Origin of the sequence: Ammoniphilus sp. YIM 78166, from assembly GCF_004522215.1 — a bacterium.
Classification (GTDB): domain Bacteria; phylum Bacillota; class Bacilli; order Aneurinibacillales; family RAOX-1; genus YIM-78166.
Genome location: NZ_SDLR01000006.1, coordinates 47,061 through 64,810, shown reverse-complemented (window position 1 = coordinate 64,810; position 17,750 = coordinate 47,061). Strand labels below are relative to the sequence as shown.

At 40.9% G+C, this 17,750-nt stretch carries 14 protein-coding genes and 1 riboswitch; of the genes, 13 read left to right on the top strand and 1 reads right to left on the bottom strand.

The genetic code is table 11. The annotated features are described in order from the left end of the window. Window positions 1–74 precede the first annotated feature (74 nt). The 5 genes from EIZ58_RS25065 to EIZ58_RS33840 all read left to right on the top strand — a co-directional run bounded on the left by EIZ58_RS25065 (window position 75) and on the right by EIZ58_RS33840 (window position 9,163). Complete coding sequence (locus EIZ58_RS25065; protein WP_134703878.1) at window positions 75–1,142, top strand: glycosyltransferase family 4 protein; 1,068 nt, start codon at window positions 75–77, stop codon at window positions 1,140–1,142. A 574-nt stretch (window positions 1,143–1,716) separates the two neighbouring features. Further along, complete coding sequence (locus EIZ58_RS25060; RefSeq protein ID WP_134703713.1) at window positions 1,717–3,921, top strand: copper amine oxidase N-terminal domain-containing protein; 2,205 nt, start codon at window positions 1,717–1,719, stop codon at window positions 3,919–3,921. Window positions 3,922–4,000: 79 nt separating this feature from the next. Continuing rightward, a complete protein-coding gene (locus tag EIZ58_RS25055) occupies window positions 4,001–5,452 on the top strand; it encodes a stalk domain-containing protein (protein ID WP_134703712.1) in 1,452 nt (483 codons plus the stop codon). Window positions 5,453–6,591: 1,139 nt separating this feature from the next. Further along, complete coding sequence (locus tag EIZ58_RS25050) at window positions 6,592–8,949, top strand: S8 family serine peptidase (protein WP_134703711.1); 2,358 nt, start codon at window positions 6,592–6,594, stop codon at window positions 8,947–8,949. Next, window positions 8,933–9,163: a hypothetical protein gene (locus EIZ58_RS33840; RefSeq protein WP_167577947.1), complete on the top strand. Its 231-nt coding sequence runs from the start codon at window positions 8,933–8,935 to the stop codon at window positions 9,161–9,163. The genes EIZ58_RS25050 and EIZ58_RS33840 overlap by 17 nt, the downstream gene beginning before the upstream one ends. A 229-nt stretch (window positions 9,164–9,392) precedes the next feature. Here the strand turns inward: EIZ58_RS33840 and EIZ58_RS25045 are convergent, their stop codons facing one another. Then, entirely contained in the window at window positions 9,393–9,659 is a 267-nt protein-coding gene (locus tag EIZ58_RS25045; protein WP_134703710.1) for a hypothetical protein, read from the bottom strand. A gap of 352 nt (window positions 9,660–10,011) precedes the next feature. On the opposite strand from EIZ58_RS25045, the gene EIZ58_RS25040 reads away from it, so the two are divergent. The 8 genes from EIZ58_RS25040 (at window position 10,012) to EIZ58_RS25005 (ending at window position 17,689) form a co-directional block, all read left to right on the top strand. Continuing rightward, window positions 10,012–10,338, top strand: coding sequence for a type II toxin-antitoxin system HicB family antitoxin (locus EIZ58_RS25040; RefSeq protein WP_134703709.1), 327 nt, complete (start codon window positions 10,012–10,014; stop codon window positions 10,336–10,338). A gap of 274 nt (window positions 10,339–10,612) precedes the next feature. Beyond that, window positions 10,613–10,933: a hypothetical protein gene (locus tag EIZ58_RS25035; RefSeq protein WP_134703708.1), complete on the top strand. Its 321-nt coding sequence runs from the start codon at window positions 10,613–10,615 to the stop codon at window positions 10,931–10,933. A gap of 326 nt (window positions 10,934–11,259) precedes the next feature. Further along, window positions 11,260–12,702, top strand: a complete 1,443-nt coding sequence (locus EIZ58_RS25030; protein ID WP_134703707.1) for a S41 family peptidase — start codon at window positions 11,260–11,262, stop codon at window positions 12,700–12,702. Between the two features lie 63 nt (window positions 12,703–12,765). After that, window positions 12,766–12,915, top strand: a riboswitch (SAM riboswitch). Window positions 12,916–13,060: 145 nt separating this feature from the next. After that, entirely contained in the window at window positions 13,061–14,269 is a 1,209-nt protein-coding gene (metK, locus tag EIZ58_RS25025) for a methionine adenosyltransferase (RefSeq protein ID WP_205672351.1), read from the top strand. A gap of 151 nt (window positions 14,270–14,420) precedes the next feature. Further along, window positions 14,421–15,335 carry a polysaccharide deacetylase family protein gene (locus tag EIZ58_RS25020; RefSeq protein ID WP_134703705.1) on the top strand — a complete coding sequence of 305 codons (915 nt, stop codon included), beginning with the start codon at window positions 14,421–14,423 and terminating at the stop codon, window positions 15,333–15,335. Continuing rightward, window positions 15,316–16,494, top strand: a complete 1,179-nt coding sequence (locus EIZ58_RS25015) for a sensor histidine kinase (RefSeq protein WP_134703704.1) — start codon at window positions 15,316–15,318, stop codon at window positions 16,492–16,494. The genes EIZ58_RS25020 and EIZ58_RS25015 overlap by 20 nt, the downstream gene beginning before the upstream one ends. After that, window positions 16,494–17,216: a response regulator gene (locus EIZ58_RS25010; RefSeq protein ID WP_134703703.1), complete on the top strand. Its 723-nt coding sequence runs from the start codon at window positions 16,494–16,496 to the stop codon at window positions 17,214–17,216. The genes EIZ58_RS25015 and EIZ58_RS25010 overlap by 1 nt, the downstream gene beginning before the upstream one ends. A 59-nt stretch (window positions 17,217–17,275) precedes the next feature. Continuing rightward, window positions 17,276–17,689, top strand: a complete 414-nt coding sequence (locus EIZ58_RS25005) for a glycosyltransferase family 2 protein (RefSeq protein WP_134703702.1) — start codon at window positions 17,276–17,278, stop codon at window positions 17,687–17,689. The last annotated feature ends 61 nt before the right edge of the window (window positions 17,690–17,750 follow it).

The window sequence follows — 17,750 nt, the reverse complement described above, 5'->3', positions numbered from 1 at the left end:
TTGACGGAACGTTACGAAGCGAATAAAATTATCCGATAGAAAGAGATACAGTGGGGGAGAGGATTTTATTGTTGATGTATTTCCTATACTTTGCTTTGGCTCTCGTGTTGACCTTAGTTGCAACTCCTCTTGTGAAGAAGCTCGCGATTGCCTGGGGAGCCGTAGATCAGCCTGATCATCGAAAGGTTCATACGCGGATTATGCCGCGCTTAGGTGGATTAGCCATTTACCTTGCGTTTGCCGTGTGCTTCTTATTGTTTATTCCCATTACAAAAGAATCCCTGGGGATCTTCATTGGCGGAACGATCATCGTTCTGACAGGAGCCCTAGATGACCGATATCAATTATCTCCGAAGGCGAAGATGCTGGGTCAGCTCATCGCGGCCTTTATCGTCGTATATATGGGACTTCGTGTAGAATTTATTAACCTTCCGTTTGAAGGACAGGTTTACTTTAAGTGGTTAAGCATTCCGATTACGGTATTTTGGATTGTCGGGATTACCAATGCGGTGAACTTGATTGATGGACTAGATGGATTAGCAGCAGGTGTTTCCGGAATTGCCATTGGTGCGACCATGGTGATGGCGTTCCTGATGGGGAATACTCTGGCTATCTTATTGAGTGTCATCTTATTAGGATCTGTTATTGGATTTCTATTTTATAATTTCCACCCTGCCAAGATCTTCATGGGGGATACCGGTGCGTTATTTTTAGGATTTAATTTGGCTGCTTTATCCATACTCGGGTTTAAGCAACTTACCGTCATTGCCTTCTTGGTTCCTATCTTGATCTTAGGCGTTCCGATTTCTGATACGTTCTTTGCGATCATCCGACGGATTGTGAATAAAAAGCCCATCAGTGAACCGGACAAGAATCACTTGCATCATTGCTTACTGGGCATGGGATTATCTCACCGTCGAACGGTATTAGTCATCTACATGGTCAGTGCGTTATTTGCTTTATCCGCCGTCTTGTTCTCTCAATCTACATTATGGGGAGCCGCTATTATCATAGGAGCGGTACTCATTTTACTAGAATTGGGATCGGAAGTAGTAGGACTAGTAGGCAAGAAGAATCGACCACTGCTCCGGATGGCAAGGATTATTCGGGTAAGGTATCGTTTGGCGAATCGTAATAGGTAGAAGAGTAAAGAGGCTAGGGATCCCCTAGTCTTTTTTTATGTTTAAGGCAACAGTGTAAATTATCCAAATGAACCAATACAATGGCAATACAGGAAATTTGTTAGCATTGGAAAACAGGTTGAAGCCACGTATACTAAGTCTTGTGAGAGGGACGAAGCACGAAGCCTTCGAACTGAAATACATAATTGTGATTCTGATGAAGAGTCAGAGCTACAAATCAACGTCAGATGACGAATACATAATTATAATTTCAGAGACAAGATTCGACTTCGGGAAAATATTTTTTAAAAAAATATTTAACCTTCCGCAACTTATTTCAAAACCACGCGTTTAATTAATCGAGTATAACTCAAGAGGGAACGTAGTAAACAGTTTGAAAAAAGCTATTTACAAAGTCAACTGGAAAAGTTATACTAGAGAACGTGTGAACTTCAAGCGTTGCAAGAATCTTCAAATTTCTACATAACTAGATTTTGTTGTTCTAGTAGCGGGAGAAGGGTAATACAAACAGATAGATAAATATATATAAAATAACTCTCAACCTAAACATAAACGAGGAGGAGAAACAAAGGTTATGAAAAAGTTTAACAAAAAGATGATTAACGTGGTAACAACTGCAGCATTGGTAGCTTCTGTTGTAGCTCCAATCGCAGTATCTGCAGCAACTGATGCACGTGTAAGTGAAGTTGTTGTTGTGGCAAGTGATGCTAAAAATGTAGCTATCTCTACTTTAACCTTTAAAGAAGATACGGATTATGCTTCTGATTTAGTAGCAGGAAAAACTTTCACTTTAACTTTCCCTCAAGGTGCTAAGATTAAGAATACTGTTAATAACTTAGTTAACCTAGGTGGAACAAACCTTAATGGATTAAATGGTGGTAAGGTTGAAATCGTAGGTGATTATACAGTTAATGTAACATTACCTAACGACACAAGCATTACTGATGCAGTTCAAACTATTAACATCACACCAATAGTTACTATTGATGGATTGACTGGGAATTCTGTAGATGTTGTTGTTGATAGCTTTGGATCTGGAGTAAAAGCTGGTACTTATACTCTTGCTCAAGTTGTTAAAGGTGCTACTACTTCTGTAGTTCTAAATACAAAAACTATCGGAGAAGCTGGTGGAGAACTTGGTTCTATCCGTCTAACTGAAAACTCCAATGGATCTTTGAAAAAAGGTAAAGTGACTTTCAAACTTCCTAAGGGTATCACTTGGAACGAAGATACAGCAGTTAAATTATCTGCTGGATTAGCTTCTATCGATGGAGACACTGATGAGTATACTGTTACAGGTTTTGGTACTTCCAGCCTAGTAATTAACTTCTTGAATGATCCTTCCACTTCTCAACGTGGTATCATTCAGGTTACTCCAAATGTTGATGTAGACACTGATGATGCTAAATATGGCGACATCACTGTTAGCTTGACTGGAACTGATGTAACTGATCAAGATCTTAAAGTTGGATCTTACTCTGATTTTGCTGTAGTTGTAAAGGCTGATGGTGATGCTAAGGCGTTGACTTCTGGCCTATTAGATACTGATGATTTAGATAAGCACAAGCTACAAACATTAGTTATCAAAGAAAACGTTCCTGGTTCTTTTGTAACTAACCGTAAAGCTAAAATTGAATTCCCATCTGCAGTTAAAGTTGCTGGAGTGAAAATTGAAGCTACAAACGCTTCAGACTTCCCAATTGGAACTTACCTATATGATGCAGATGAAAAGAAATTTGTAAATGCTGATGGCGATGCTATCACTAACCTATCTATCGATAAAAACACAGTTGAATTCACTCCAAAGAACGAAGCTGAAAAGAAAGCTGAATTGAAATTTACTTTCTATGTATCTGTAAAAGCTGATTACACTGGAGAAATTGAAGCTAACGTAACTGGTCGTGCTGGTTTCGATGGTAAAGTTGTTCTTGGAAATGCTACTGCACCAATAACTGTAACTGCAGAATCTAAAGAAGTTAAAGTTGGTGTGAAAGAGCAAGCTATTGGTAATGTTGTAATTACTGAAGCTAAGAAAGACATCCTTAAAAAGGATGAAGTTGTTACAGTAACATTGAAAGATGGAATTAAATGGAGCAAGAAGCCTACTGTAACTGTAACTGAAGGCGACCTTGAAATCGAAAAAGACAGTGTTAAGACTGACGGATCTAAGCTTTCTTTCACAGTTAAAGCTGAAGGAACTAAGCCTAGCGAAATCACTATCTCCAATGGATTTGTTGATTTAGATCGTACTGTTGCAGAAGGTCCAATTCTTGCTGAAGTAGCAGGAGACTTCATCCAAAACGGAGAAGGTAAAGATTCTGATCAAGTAGTATTTGATAAGAATACAATCGCTAAGTTTGAGATTGCTAAGGTTGTAACTCCAGCTCCAGGTGAAGCTCGTGCAACAGCACAATTCGTTATCGACAGCACTTCTTACAAAGTAAATGGTGCAGAAAAGACTCTTGATGTTGCTCCATTCATTCAAGATGGACGTACATTCTTACCAGTTCGATTTGTAGCTGAAGCTCTTGGAGTATCTGAAAGCAATATCATCTGGAACGCTAACACTAAGACTGTAACTCTTATCAAGGGTGACAGAATTGCTCAAATCCAATTAGGATCTAGCAACCTTGTAGTTAACGGTGTATCTGTACCAATGGACACTGTAGCATTCGTAAAAGAAGGACGCACAGTTCTACCTCTACGTTATGCTGCTCAAGCTCTTGGTGCTGACGTTCAGTGGGATGAAGCTACACGTACAGTAACAATTAGCAGATAATTTATCTATATAGAAAAAGGGTTACCGAAAGGTGCCCTTTTTCCTATTTATTGAAAGTTTGTTGGAGGTGATAGAATAAATGAAAAAGTTACTCACTTCTTCTATTATTACTATAATGTTACTGGGGGGATTAACCCCTAAAATACAAGCATTAAACTATACTACAGTTTCCGTTGTTATTGATGGAGTAAAGCAAGAGTTTGATCAACATCCAGTGGTCGTTAATGACTTTACACTCGTTCCTCTTCGTACGATCTTTGAATCACTCGGAGCTGAGGTTGAATGGAATAGTGCATCTCGGAAAGTAACAGCAACAAAGGATTTAACATCTATTGTACTAATTGTTGGTTCTAGAACGGTCTTGAAAAACGGACTACCTATTCAGCTAGATGTTCATCCACAAATTATAAATGGGAGAACGATGGTACCGCTTCGCTTTGTAAGTGAAGTTTTTGGAGCTGAGGTGAAATGGGATAGCTCAACAAGAACTGTAAGTATATCGTTAGCTCCTAAAATACAGGAACAAAAGAGTGTACTGTCATTGGAACAGGCTATTACGCTAGCCATTAATAGTAGCTATGACCTTAAAAATGTAGAAGCAGATGTTGAAAGATCAGACAAAGTAAGAGAAAAAGCTGCGGATAATCTTAATTACACACCGATAGATGGATCAGATGCGTTAGCGGTAGCTGCCTTAAGGGGGCTTGTTCAAGCTGATTTAGCTGCTCAAATATCTGTGAAGCAAGTGGAAGTAAGAAAAGATACCATTAGTTATTCAGTTAAGAGTGCCTATAATGAAGTGTTGCAACGTCTGCAAGAGAAAAGAATGGCTGAACTAAGCGTAGAACAGGCAAGATTGAAAAGAGACCAGACAAAAGTAAAAGCTCAGCATGGATTAGTGAGTTCTTTTGATGAAACCCAAGCGAATAACAACTACCAGGAAGCTGTAGAAAAACAAGAACTTGCCGTCAAGTCTCTAGATCTTGCCTACCTTAAGCTAAACCAATTACTTGGTATTGCAGAGAGTGAACGATTGGAATTAAGTGATATTCCGACTTTCGATAAGATAGGGGAATTTGATCTTGAGAGTCACGTTCGTAAGGTTAAGGATGACAGTTCTGCTGTTTGGTTAGCAGAGAAGCAAGTCGAACTAGCTCAGATGGGAGTTAACCTTTACACTTTTAATGATCCTATGAATGACCCATATCGTGCAAAAGAGATTGATGTTCAAAAAGCAAAAAATAACGTAACTATTACTAAACAACAACTGAACGAAGCTACCCGTTCCCTCTACAACAATATCAAGCAGTTAGAGAACCAATATGCTCTTCTAGAAGTAAATTTAGCTAAAGCAAATGAAGGGGTGAAGCTGGTTCAAGTGCGGTATGACCTTGGTATGGCGACAGGTCTTGAGTTAGCTGAGGCTAAATTCGGAGTGCAACAAATTGAGCAGCAGATGTTTAATATTATTATTCAATTAGACAATCTAAAGGCAGCTATTGAGAAGCCTTGGGTTATGTCTGGAAGATAGGATAGGAGCTAGTCACTTAATTGTGGCTAGCTTTTTGTATTTTAATTAATGATCGTCGAGTGTAGAGAAACACTCGTTAAAGGGTCTAATCCTAAACTGTCGAAACCTCTCCAGTGCGTTGTTTTTGTGAGGACTTCATGTGTTGGAAAACAAATAATCAAACATAACCCTATGGAACAGCTACATAGTAAAAATGGAGTTGAATCATCAAAGAATGACTTAACTCCATTTATATATGTTCACCACAGCATTAATATCACAATCCATTGCAAATCGATTTCTTCTGTAGGCTAGCCATCCTTTCGAAGAAAACCAATTATTGCTTTCCAGCTCTAATGGTCAATTTACTTAGGAACCAACTCATAATTAGATTGCTCAGTTAAATTTTGTAAAAATTTATGATAAACTTGTTTATTGTTTTCTACAACTTCACTCTTTTTACGTATAAGTTCTTTTAAGGCATCTTTTAAGTTTCTTTTAAGCCCATGTTCCTGCCACCATCTACTTTACTTTCATATATTAACAAATATTGCATAGTACCTGCTCACGTTTTTTCCTAATAAGAAGGAAATTAGGTGTATCAAGTAGATAGGGACAGTATATTACTTCTATTGGTAGCCCACTTTCCCCTCCACATTACGTTTTTGCTTACTCTGATTCATACCGATAACTCTCCTTAAATTTTAGAAAGTGTTGGGTTAACTATCGTCCATCTTTTTTCATTACTTGTACAATGATGGTGCTTGCAATATTACAGGATAGGTATATTAACCCATAACGTAGTTGTGGTATTATATAGTAAAAATATGACTTTTTTACTTGGTTAATTTTTTAGGTAGGAACAATTACTCTGGTCTATATGAAATTAACCTAATTACATATTGGTATTATCTATGACTAAGAGGAACTAGGTATAAAAAATATTATAGTTTGAATGAGTGGGTATGAAAGAAAGAGTCTAGTCTATCTAAAAAGGTAGTAATTGAGAGGAGGGATTAAATATTATCCTATATATCTAATTTCTATTTATTATTCTACGGGTTTATTTAATAAGCTAGCTGTTATCAATAAAAATTATTATCTGAAAGTTGTCAGGGATTATGTTTTGGTAGTTATAATTGAAAAATGTGAGGGTGTATATGAAAAAACTTATAGGGATTTTCATGCTATTATCGATCTTTCTATTCATTACTTTGTTACCAACTAATTTGTCTGCTAGTACTTTAGGTGAAGATGCTAAGAGTTTAGGAGATATAAACCCTCCAGGGCAATTTGATAAGGTATATAATGATAAGTTATCCTTAATGAAGGGCAATTTTTCCAGTCAACCTATTCAAAAACAACAGATGGAGCAAAAGGAAAAAGAAAAACGCGGTTTAGAGAATTTGAATAAAAGTGAAAAAAGTAGAAAGTATTTAGTTAAATTCAAAGATAGCACACCTGTTGAGGAGATTAATCAGTTACTATCTGAATATAAGTATAAAGTAATAGGTAATAAAGATAATCGTATCTTTAGATTAACGATTGATAATGTAGATAATTTTAAACAGCTAAAAGGTGAAATGGTTGAATGGATTGAGACGGACGAGGAGAGAAAAGTAAATATCCTACCCAATGACCCGTATCTTTCTTCACAATGGGCAGTAAATGCACTGTCTTTACCAAAAGCTTGGGATATAACTACAGGTTCTAATAATGTAACTGTTGCTGTGATCGATTCGGGAATTAACAGATATCATCCTGATTTTCAGTATACAAGAATCGCTAATGGTTGGGATTTAATTTTTGATGAGCCAGTGGATTGGGACTCAAGAGGACATGGTACGAGTGTTACAGGAGTTATAGCTGCTTCAACAAACAATAGTCTTGGTATTTCTGGAGTGAATTGGAATGTGACGATAGTGCCGTTCCGTGTAGTTTATTCCTCGGGGGCAATTTATACATCTGATGTTGTTCAAGCAATATACTATGCCGCCGATGTAGGGTGTAAAATAATTAACCTTAGTTTGGGCGGTTCAACCTATTCAAATAGTGAGAATTCTGCTATTCAATATGCGATTAGCAAAGGGTCAATCGTTGTTGCCTCTGCAGGTAATGATGGAAATTCTACTTTAAAATATCCAGCATCCTACCCTAATGTCGTTAGTGTGGCATCCATAAATCGATACAATAACCGCTCTTCCTTCTCTAATTTCAATAGTTATGTTGATGTAAGTGCGCCGGGAGAAAGTATATTAACTACTTCCAAGGATTACTATTATAATCCATATGTTTTTGTAGATGGAACATCTTTTTCTGCGCCTTATGTATCAGGAATTGCAGCATTAGTTGCTGCAAAAGTTCCAAATATAACACCCGAAAAGTTCTATAATGCTCTGACTGCAACTAGTACTGATTTGGGATCACCAGGTCGAGATAATTATTATGGTTATGGATTAGTTAACGCTGAAAAACTCCTAACTTACTTTATTAAGCCATCAACACCAGTTGGTTTTTATATAAGTTCACTTGGTGATAGGCGAGCTGTTTTAAATTGGATGCCAAATTCGGAATCTAATTTGGTTGGCTATCAACTTGAATACAAGACAGCCACTTCGACTGCGTGGTCTATAATAAGCGTTGGAAAGACTATAACGAGTTATTCAATAGCAAATCTTGTTAACGGAACCCCCTATCAGTTTAGGATAAAAGCAAAGGATACAGCAGGAAACTGGTCAGATTATTCGGAAGTGGTAAGCGGGAGTCCAATAGATAATGTAGCTCCTCCAATCCCTACAGGATTTAAAGTGACCAGAGTAAACGATAAGCAAGTGACATTGGGATGGACAGCTGTAACGGCTACCGATTTGGCTGGTTATCTGCTGGAATATAGAGGGGGAAATGAACCGGACTGGACAGAGGTGTCCATAGGAAAGGTCACTACTTATACCCTAACAGGATTAGCGAACGAACAAACCTACCTTTTCCGCCTCAAGGCTAGAGATACCTCAAATAACATGTCAGCGGCGTCGAACGAGGTGAGTGGGGTACCCGTAGATAAAGTGCCCCCTGCTGTACCTACAGGTTTTAAAGTGGGGGCAATCGGTAGGGATAAAGAAATAACCCTGATCTGGAATGCAAACAAAGAAGTAGATTTAGGAGGCTATGAACTAGCTTACCAACGATCCGGAACGACGACGTGGAGCAGTAAGCCAGTTGAAGCGGGAGAAACGACCGTGACTATAGATGGTTTAGTCCATAATGTAGCATACACGTTGAAATTACGTGCAAAGGATGAAAAAGGCAATTGGTCCAACTATACCCCAACGGTAAGTGCAACAGCGAAGGATCTGATGGCCCCGGCTCAACCAACCGGTTTAACCCTTCAGCCAAGCGACCGGAGCATATCTGTCACATGGGAAGCGAACCAAGAAACGGATTTGGGGGGCTACCAGCTGGAATACAAAACTTTCGGTAGCAAGCACATGGACTATTGTCAGTGTGGGCAAAACAACTAATTCTTACAAAGTACTTAGTTTAATAAACGGAACTCCTTACCAGCTTAGGTTGAAAGCGAAGGATACAGTTGGAAATTGGTCCTTATATTCTGAAGAGCTTAACGGGAGTCCAGGGGAAATAGGACTTTCAAATCCTAATGAGGTGGCACCAAACTTCCAGCTTGATTATACTCCTGGTGATGTGACCATAATAGCTGACGAAATAGAGAGCTAAGCAAGCCGGAATCGAGTTTAAACAAAGTATAGACTTCAAGCTAGATGAAAAAATGTTTGATCATCAACGGTGAAGCTTACGCTTACCTAGCTAAAGGGGTCTGGTACTAGCCGAAAGTTACCGAAACCTCTCCGGAGAGATGTTTTTATGAGGACTTCATTGTAGTGGAAAGAGAATAAACAAACTAAAAATGGAGTTGAATCATCACAGAATGACTCAACTCCATTATTTATAGTATTGATTTATGATCCACCGCAGCATTAATATCGCGATTGATGGCGAAACGATCATTTTCTGTAGCCTGACCATCCTTGCGTAGAGACCCATAATATTGCTCTCCCGCTTCAATGGTCAATTTACGTAGGTACTCATGATTCGGTTGCTCAGCTAAGTTTTGTAAAAATTTACGGTAAACTTCTTTATTGTTCTCAATAACATCACTCTTTTTACGGAGAAGATCTTTCAAGCCATCTTTTAATGATTCTTTTAAGCCCATGTCCCTGCCTCCTTCTTCTATACTTCATATATTAAAGCAAATTGCGCATGGTATCTACTCACGTTTTTTCCCAACAAGAACGAAGTCATATTTGATGTTTGTATAAAAAGACTACTAAAAACTTAGATATCTTTATGCAGAACGGAATCATTTTATTCAGTGAGGCTGATTTAATACTCTGACTAGCAGTTAGGATTGAAGAGTTTAATGAGAAAAAGATAGGTTATTTTTCGAAAGAACTATACTGCCCTGATCTGAGTGGATCTAAAATGAAAGATGGCCATAAGGGAAAGCCTATGCGTAAAGGGAGAATGCTATGTGTAAGAAAATTTGATAAATTGGAGGTTGAAAATTGAAAACCAACGATCTGTTAAAATTGATGTCAGAGAAAATAGCTGAACGGATGAGTGGAGGTAACCCAATTGGTGCTGAAGAAATCTACACTCTAATGGAAGACTCGATTTCCAGCTTGATTGATATGAAGACTCAGGAAATCCCTGTTTTTGTCCATATTGTCATAAAAAGAGATGATAAATATGGTTATATTGCCAGTTGCCCCGCACTTAGTAGGTGTAAGGGAAAAGGCAAAACAGAAGAAGAGGCGGTTACTAGGCTAAAAGAAGACATCGAGCTATGGACGCACTCTTGTTTACACGTGGAAAAAGAAATGGAGATGTAAAAGTTGGTAGAAGATCTGTTTGGCCATAAAGATTATTAAACTGGTCCTGAATGGTTTTGCGTTAACCTGATTTAATATCTTTTGTCGTAATAGACATACGAGGGACAATTCCCTCCATATAACTATCAAGAGAACAGGAGCGTATACCCTTGAATGAAAAGGCAACCAAAACGACTGTATATATATCATATCGCTGATAATACGATGATAGTTGGTTCAACAGTTTGGTAATTAAATGGTATAATAGAGGTAATGATGAATGGAGGTGAAGCAAATGGAAAATGTATTGGATAAGATACTTGAAAAACTTCAATCTTTGGAAGAAGGACAACATGAAACAAGAAAAGCGTTTCAATCGTTAGAAGTAGGGCAGCATGAAACGAGAGAAGCGGTTCAATCATTACAAGTAGGACAAAATGAATTTAGAAAAGAAATGGCAGAAGCAATCTCAACCTTAAATAAGAAATTGGATCATATTTCTGAGCAAGTAAGTCAAAATACGGTGTACCAAATCCATATGAATAACCTATCTAAAAAAGTTGAAGGTCTAGAGATAGATATTAAGGTAATAAAGAAAGCTATTACTAACCAGTGACCAGCTATAGCAGATCCTTCACGAAGATTTGCTCTCTCCCCCTGAGTTGGTCGCTTCCGTGCCCCCATATGCTCACTTCTCGGAACCTGTTCCCATAAGTTTTTTAGATTCATCGGTCTCACGCGATTTTTTTCTCTCTGACTGTAACCTTTTCCCGACTTTGCTCGTCATAGATAAATAGAAGCAAAAAATAACAATGCTGGAAGAACCACCGTTTTTTACATAAAATTTATATTTTCACGACGACTTGTCAGTTATAATGAGAGTATTCTTTCTGTTTTTTCTTGCTGTTATTTTTGATCCACCAAAAAAAGGAGCATTATCCTGTGAAATTACCAAGGTTTCTATCATCTATGATTTTCATTCTATCGATTTCCTCGACCACCCTACACGCGCAGACGCCTGTTATCAATCCAGAACGGGAGCGTATTCTCGAGGTATATGATCTGATCACGCAATACCATGTGGACAAGCCCATCGGGCAAAAGCTGAGCGATTCGGCGATCAAAGGGATGCTTCAATCGTTGATGGATCCGTATACCACGTATTTTACGGATGAGGAATTTGATAGTTTTCTCAATTATATAGAAGGCATCTACTCCGGGATTGGGGTGGCCGTCGCTATTAAGCACGGACAAATTGTGGTCGACGATGTGTATGAGCAATCTCCTGCACAGCGGGCGGGGATTCTGCCTGGAGATGTGATCCTCGAAGTGGATGGCATCGAAGCGGTGAACGAGGGTGTACTGCTGGCTATTGCTAACCTGCAAGGCCCGGAAGGGACACGGATCTCGCTTACGGTTAAAGGGAAATCAGACACACGTACCGTCGATCTGACTCGGAAAAAAGTGCAGGTACCTGTCGTACGGACAAAGGTACTACAGGGGCAAGTCGGGTACCTTTCTTTAACCATGTTTTCTGATGAAGCGGTGTCTACCTTCAAAAGAGAGCTGAACAAGCTCGAGGCCAGCCAGATTAAAGGGCTCGTGGTTGATCTACGCAATAACTCTGGGGGGACCTTATCCTCCGCACTCGATTTTTCTTCCGCTTTTATTGCCGAAGGGAAGATTGCCATTCTTCGGGATATTAATCATAACGAAGAGTTACTTAAGGTGGAAAAGGGAAGAGATTGGAAGCTGCCGCTGGTCGTTCTGGTTAATGAGAACACTGCTAGTGCAGCGGAGCTTGTGGCTGCGGCTTTAATGGATCATGAGAAGGCAATCGTCATTGGCACCCCTACCTATGGGAAAGGTACTGTGCAGGAAGGTTTCCCGCTGGAATTCGGAGGAACGCTGAAGCTGACCATTCAGGAATATTTTAGCCCTAATCATCGTGTCATCCATAACGTTGGGGTTTATCCGAATATTTTTGTCGGGGACCCTCAAGAGCAGTTGGAAGCGGCGGCTTTCGTACTTCAGAACCAAAACAAGGTTGTTCTTAACCCCGTAAATGGAGAAGTCCGAATCAATCAGAACCTCGACCAAAGCGACATCCCGTTTGCCATCCGTCATGAGGGGAAATGGTATCTGGCTATGCGTAAGATGGCCTACTTATGGAATGGAAAAGTAGGCTACGATGTAGAAGAAAGGAAAGTGGCTTTGCAATTGGGAACCAAGAATCGAGTCTATCCGCTTGGGAAGTCTCCTCAAGTACTGGTCCGCAAGGGGACTGCCTACTTGCAGCTGGATGAGGTGCTGCAGCGATACGACGCCATTCAAAAAGTCCATGAGAAGGATGGCCAGCTTCTACTCAAAAAAAGTGAAAGATAAAAAATCCACATAAACTGATTGACAACTTACCAAACTTTAGCTATTCTTATGCAGAACGGATTACTCTTATTCCGAGAAGGCGCGAGGGACTGGCCCGATGACGCCCGGCAACCCACGGTAGGGATTCATATTTTTTCCTTTGTTGGAGAGAATAGAATTATCCCGTGCAAGGTGCTAACCAGCAGGACACATACATGTCCTGGAAGATAAGAGGTAAAGGACGGAATTATGGCCTTTTCCTCTATAGGAGAAGGTCTTTTGTATTTCACCACCTCTTGAGTTGTTCGGAAAGTAAGAAATAATGAGTGCCGTATCTTATGGATATTTATCGTTTAAAAGGAGGTACGTGAACATGGCGTTGAAAAAAGGTCGTCATCTCTTCACATCTGAATCTGTAACTGAAGGACATCCGGATAAGATCTGCGATCAGATCTCTGACTCCATCTTGGATGCGATCCTTACGCAAGACCCGAGTGCTCGTGTCGCTTGCGAAACTTCTGTAACGACAGGTCTTGTACTCGTAGCAGGAGAGATCACTACAACTTCGTATGTGGATATTCCTAAAATTGTTCGTGAAACGATTCGTGAAATTGGCTATACTCGTGCGAAATTTGGTTTTGACGCGGATACTTGCGCGGTACTAACCTCTATCGATGAGCAGTCTCCTGATATCGCGATGGGTGTTGATGTAGCGTTAGAAGATCGCGATGGTCAAATGACCGATGAGCAAATTGAGTCCATTGGAGCAGGAGATCAAGGCTTAATGTTCGGTTTTGCGACCAACGAAACGCCTGAATTGATGCCTCTGCCAATTTCTATGGCTCACAAGCTCGCTCGTCGCATAGCGGAAGTGCGCAAGAATGGAACGATTGAGTACCTTCGTCCCGATGCAAAGACTCAGGTAACGGTGGAGTATGATGGAGCTAAGCCAGTGCGCATTGATACCATTGTTATTTCCACTCAGCATGATCCGGAGGCTACTCTTGAGCAAATTAAGAAAGATGTTCATGAGCATGTGATTAAGCCGGTTGTTCCTGCAGAATACCTGGATGATCAAACGAAGTTCTTCATCAACCCAACAGGCCGTTTCGTTATTGGAGGACCTCAAGGGGATGCGGGATTAACAGGCCGTAAGATCATCGTGGATACCTATGGCGGCTATGCTCGTCATGGCGGTGGTGCATTCTCCGGTAAGGATCCTACAAAGGTGGACCGTTCCGCAGCTTATGCAGCACGTTATGTAGCGAAGAACATCGTAGCAGCTGGATTAGCTGATAAGTGCGAAGTTCAAGTGGCTTACGCGATTGGGGTTGCTCAACCGGTTTCCATCAACGTGGATACGTATGGAACAGGAAAAATCGATGAAGATCAAATCGTAGGATTGATCCGCAAGCACTTTGACCTTCGTCCAGCGGGTATTATCAAGGCGCTTGACCTTCGTCGTCCGATTTACAAAGGTACAGCTGCATATGGTCACTTTGGCCGCACCGACTTGGATCTACCATGGGAGCGTACAGACAAAGCAGAACAATTAAAGCAAGATGCTGCGGCATTAGCGCAAGCGTAAAGAAAAGAAGCCCTTATCCGATACTAAAGGATAAGGGCTTTTATTAGATGGATTCGTTGTCCAATATTTAGTAAAATAATTTTAGCAGTCCAATACTTTCCGGTAGGGATTCTGGAATTCCTGTCGAAATGTGTAGAATGAGGTGATTCCTATGCGATTCGGCATCTTGTTAACCTTTATTTTGCTCCTTATGGGATGTGGACAACAGGAAGCTACGGAAACCGTCAGAGAACCATCAAAACCTGAAGCACTTCCTGTGGTCCAATCACCGGAACCCAAGAAAGAAGAGATCCCTTATCGGGTCTGGTATAGAGATCAGGTACTGATCCTGAATTATCATCATATAGCGGAAGACTTTGATTCTCCCCATACGATCAAACCAAATGAGTTTCGAGAGCATATCGAATTTCTAAAAAACCACCATTTTCACCCCCTTAAACTGGAAGAGTTCCACGAATTTTTAGATACAGGACTATTGAACCAGGAAAATGCAGTACTTCTCACCTTTGACGATGGATATGAGAGCGCTTATTCGAAGGCTTTTCCCGTCCTTGAGGAGTATCAGTTTCCCGCAACCGTTTTTGTCATATACGAGAATCTGCGGGATACGGTGGAGCGAAAAAGAGAAGGTAAGATTTCGCCACTTTCATTCGTCCAACTAGAACAGATGAAGAGATCTGGACTTATTTCGTTTCAATCGCATACCTATGGACTGCATTTTGTAGAGGATGATCGGCCAGCGACATCCCCGGAAGTAAAACAAGGAGATCAGGCTTATCGCTCCAAAGTCTTTGTTGATTTTATGATGGGGCGAAAGGCGCTCGAGGACTTAGTGAGGGAGCCGGTCTTAGCCATTTCCTATCCTTATGGTTATTACAACGATCGAATGATAAAGGTATCGAAGCAAGCCGGGTATCAATTAGGGTTTGCTGGTGGCAGAGGTCTGGTGAATGCGAAGACGAACCCCTTTAAGATTCCTAAAAACAATATGGGAGAACGAGGGATGGATATTTTTCAATTTGAACAAGAGATTAAAGCTATAATCCATGAAAGTAAAGGGAAGTGATGGCGTGAACTCGACGGACACGGTAGATTTTACGAAGCTGGACTCGGTGTTGAAAAAAACGATCCATGCGGTCGAAGGCAGCAAGGAGCAGATCTTTGGCATCTCCGAGAATGCGAGACGAGAAAGTGAAGATATCTTGAAAGAGCTGACCGCCATCAAGAAGGAAGTAGCCGATATTATCGATCAAACCGATGAGCTGGAGCAGAAGTTTAGAGCAAGCCGCCAGCGATTGGTGGAGGTCAGCCGTAACTTTCAGCAATTTGGTGAGGATGATATTAAGAAATCGTATGAATTGGCCAGTCAGATCCAATTGACGCTTTCCCTAGCTCGAGAGAAGGAAGCGAACTTGCGTATTCGTCGGGATGAGCTGGAACGTCGTTTAAAGAACCTGACTGAAACGATAGATAAAGCAGATAACTTAATGACCCAAGTGAGCGTGGTCTTGGGCTACTTGACGGGAGATCTCGGGGATTTTTCCTCGGCGGTGGAATCGGCGAGTCAGCGGCAGATGCTCGCGCTGCAAATTATTCAGGCTCAAGAAGATGAACGGAAGCGAGTGGCTCGCGATATCCATGATGGTCCTGCCCAAGCGATGGCCAATATCGTGGTTCGCAGTGAGATTACTGACCGGATGCTGTCTCAAGGGAGAATTCAAGAGGCGAGATCTGAACTAGCAGAGCTCAGAGGGACTGTTCGAAACACATTGTCTGAGGTTCGAAAAATTATTTTCGATCTGAGGCCGATGGCCTTAGATGATTTGGGTATTGTGCCTACACTACGAAAATATCTTGATGACTTTGGCCAACGAAATGGGATGTTAACGGAGCTGAAGACTCTCGGAAAGGAAGGGCGATTACCTGCTTCCATCGAGGTGGTCATTTTCCGTTTAGTGCAAGAAGCCCTTAATAATGCAGGGAAGCATTCCAGAGCGAAGCAGATCGAAGTCAAGCTGGAATTTGGCCCTAACCGAATTACAGGGCAGGTTAAGGACAACGGGGTTGGCTTTGATGATTTAGAAAAGACAGCTCAGCCTCAATTTGGTATTATGGGGATGAAGGAAAGAATTAAGCTCCTTGATGGCGACTTGAAGATCGAATCTGCAAACGGTCAAGGCACACGTGTCTTATTCAGCATTCCTATTGAACTCGAAGATAAATAATGGATAAGGGAAAGAAGGAGAGACTTATGGTTGAAACCATTCAAATTGCCATCATTGACGATCATCAGCTGTTTCGCGAAGGAATTAAGCGTATATTGGAAATGGAGTCACGGTTCCAAGTGGTTGGAATTGGATCCAATGGGGAAGAGGCTTGCGAGCTAGCAAAAACGTTGCAACCACAAATCATTCTCATGGACATTAATATGCCAAAGATGAATGGGGTAGAAGCAACAGAAAGAATTAAGTCCCTCTCTCCTACTACGAAGGTCATTATTCTTTCCATCCATGATGATGAGAATTATGTTCACCAAGCTTTTTCCTCTGGTGCATCGGGTTACTTGCTGAAGGAGATGGAATCGGACGCCTTGATTGAAGCCATCCAGGTCGTAGCTAGTGGAGAAGCGTATATTCACCCGCGTGTGACGGGAAAGTTGATCACGGAATTCCGCCGCTTAAGTTCGAAGCAGGAGTCTGACATTGCCCATGTGGAGCTTTCAGACAACGTTAGTGCAGAGCGCTTCCTGTCCTTAACGCCGCGCGAGAAGGAAGTTTTGCAGTTGATGGCGGAAGGAAGAAGCAACAAGGCGATCGGGGATTATTTATATATCAGTGAAAAGACAGTCAAAAACCATGTATCGAGCATCCTGCAAAAATTAGATGTTCAGGACCGTACACAAGCGGTCGTCATCTCCATCAAAAATGGCTGGGTAAAAATTAGTTAATCTTTTGCTCACTTTTTGTAGCATCACGGAATATCCTATACCAAAAAGGAGGGGTATCCGTGATTGCCATGTGGGTTATCTGGTTACTAGCTATTTACGGTTTAACCACCATCCTCGTGCACCTGTTTATGAAATGGAATAATTTTTTTGAGGAAGATCAGGAAGAACTGCGAGTCCATCTACTGCTCCACAACTCAGAAAAATGTTTGGAAGGAGCCATCCGTTCTCTTGTTCATCTTTCGCGTTTGAAGGGTCAACCGCTGCACCTCATTGCCTATGATTTCGGATCCACAGATAACACGGTGAAAATGTTGAACGCCCTGCAAAAAGAAAATCCTTTTCTTTTTGATCAAGTTCAAATTTCCAACCGTGGGCCCGTATCATTGGTCACTATGGATGAGGCAGAGAGCCAGAGACTTAAGACGATCGACCTGCGCCAAGGGTTAAGAAGAGGAACGATTCAGACAACATAAGAAAAGGTGGCTTGGTGTGCATCCCGGAGGGGTGCATTTTTGCTTTTTGACAACAAAAAGG

What these genes read in the sequence shown, in the direction of transcription:
- EIZ58_RS25065 (WP_134703878.1), top strand. Translation starts at nt 75, where the DNA reads ATGTATTTCCTATACTTTGCTTTGGCTCTCGTGTTGACCTTAGTTGCA.
- EIZ58_RS25060 (WP_134703713.1), top strand. Translation starts at nt 1,717, where the DNA reads ATGAAAAAGTTTAACAAAAAGATGATTAACGTGGTAACAACTGCAGCA.
- EIZ58_RS25055 (WP_134703712.1), top strand. Translation starts at nt 4,001, where the DNA reads ATGAAAAAGTTACTCACTTCTTCTATTATTACTATAATGTTACTGGGG.
- EIZ58_RS25050 (WP_134703711.1), top strand. Translation starts at nt 6,592, where the DNA reads ATGAAAAAACTTATAGGGATTTTCATGCTATTATCGATCTTTCTATTC.
- EIZ58_RS25045 (WP_134703710.1), bottom strand. Translation starts at nt 9,659, where the DNA reads ATGGGCTTAAAAGAATCATTAAAAGATGGCTTGAAAGATCTTCTCCGT.
- EIZ58_RS25035 (WP_134703708.1), top strand. Translation starts at nt 10,613, where the DNA reads ATGGAAAATGTATTGGATAAGATACTTGAAAAACTTCAATCTTTGGAA.
- EIZ58_RS25020 (WP_134703705.1), top strand. Translation starts at nt 14,421, where the DNA reads ATGCGATTCGGCATCTTGTTAACCTTTATTTTGCTCCTTATGGGATGT.
- EIZ58_RS25015 (WP_134703704.1), top strand. Translation starts at nt 15,316, where the DNA reads ATGAAAGTAAAGGGAAGTGATGGCGTGAACTCGACGGACACGGTAGAT.
- EIZ58_RS25010 (WP_134703703.1), top strand. Translation starts at nt 16,494, where the DNA reads ATGGATAAGGGAAAGAAGGAGAGACTTATGGTTGAAACCATTCAAATT.